The 1,023-nt window shown below is 48.4% G+C and carries 3 protein-coding genes; 2 read left to right on the top strand and 1 reads right to left on the bottom strand.

Going from position 1 to position 1,023, the window contains the following annotated elements; all coding sequences use genetic code 11:
* A partial coding sequence (locus tag DW720_RS15500) for a virulence-associated E family protein (protein ID WP_243099742.1) occupies positions 1-531 on the top strand: 531 nt, incomplete at its 5' end.
* Positions 532-559: 28 nt separating this feature from the next.
* Here DW720_RS15500 and DW720_RS16260 read toward each other — a convergent pair.
* The gene (locus DW720_RS16260) at positions 560-799 is read right to left on the bottom strand and encodes a tweety protein (RefSeq protein WP_118627009.1); all 240 of its coding nucleotides are present in this window, start codon (positions 797-799) and stop codon (positions 560-562) included.
* Here DW720_RS16260 and DW720_RS15490 point away from each other — a divergent pair.
* Positions 773-970, top strand: coding sequence for a hypothetical protein (locus DW720_RS15490; RefSeq protein ID WP_002592708.1), 198 nt, complete (start codon positions 773-775; stop codon positions 968-970). The genes DW720_RS16260 and DW720_RS15490 overlap by 27 nt on opposite strands.
* Positions 971-1,023 lie beyond the last annotated feature (53 nt).

Below are 1,023 nucleotides of genomic sequence, written 5' to 3'. Positions count from 1 at the left end.
CTTGACCGTTCCGGCAACCGCCGCTTTATCCCGGTCATGGTGTACCCGGAGCAGGCGGAAGTTCACATTTTGGAGGATGAAGCCGCTTCCAGAGCCTATATCGGGCAGATGTGGGCGGAAGCGATGGAGATTTATAAAAGCGGCAGGTTCAAGCTGGCTTTCAGCCCCGCCATGCAGCGGTATCTCAAAGAACACCAGCGGGATTTTATGCCGGAGGACACCAAAGCCGGGATGATACAGGCGTATCTTGATAAATACACCGGGAGCATGGTCTGCTCCAAGCAGCTCTATAAGGAAGCCTTGAACCATGCTTTTGACGAGCCGAAGCAATGGGAAATCCGGGAAATCAACGAGATTATGAACCAGTGCATTTCCAGCTGGCGGTACTTCCCAAACCCAAGAATGTTTTCCGAATATGGCAGACAAAAGGGCTGGGAGCGTGAAAACCCGGCAACGGACTCCGGCAACCCGTCTGAAAAAACGATGGACGGTTTTGTGGAGGTCACAGAACAGATGGAGCTTCCATTCTGAAAAGGACAGCCCGTTGCACCCCCTGTTGTTATCCCGTTGCCGAGCCGGTTGCCGGGAAAAACCCCTTATTTCCGGGCTTTTCTCCCTTATAACAACCAAAACAACAAAAAAATAAAAGAAAAGTATAAATAGTAACCATCGCCAGATTGAGATTGTTTGCAAGGTCTTTTGAAGCCCGTTGCCGGACTTCGTTGCCGACACCCTCTGTCTGGCTATTTTCATGTATGGAGGATAACTGCCTATGGCAAAAAACAAAACAGAGATTCATGTGACCACTGTATTTGACGGGGAGCTTGACGCCACTGATGTGTTCGTCAGCCTGATTTCCCAGAAATACGGAAAGACAAATGCAAAAGAATATCTTGCTAAAAAGAAAGATATAGGCTATAATGAAGATGAGGTTCAAAAGAGCCAGATACCGTCTGGATTGTGTGGGTAAATGGCTATGATGAACGAAATGGAATACAGAACAATCGGTTCGGCACTTGCCGG

The sequence above is a fragment of the Clostridium sp. AM27-28 genome (assembly GCF_003480955.1).
Taxonomy (GTDB): domain Bacteria; phylum Bacillota; class Clostridia; order Lachnospirales; family Lachnospiraceae; genus Otoolea; species Otoolea fessa.
This window is presented reverse-complemented; position numbering and strand designations above follow the sequence as displayed.

Coding starts and splice junctions, on each gene's coding strand:
- DW720_RS15490 (WP_002592708.1), top strand. CDS start 773: ATGGCAAAAAACAAAACAGAGATTCATGTGACCACTGTATTTGACGGG.
- DW720_RS16260 (WP_118627009.1), bottom strand. CDS start 799: ATGAATCTCTGTTTTGTTTTTTGCCATAGGCAGTTATCCTCCATACAT.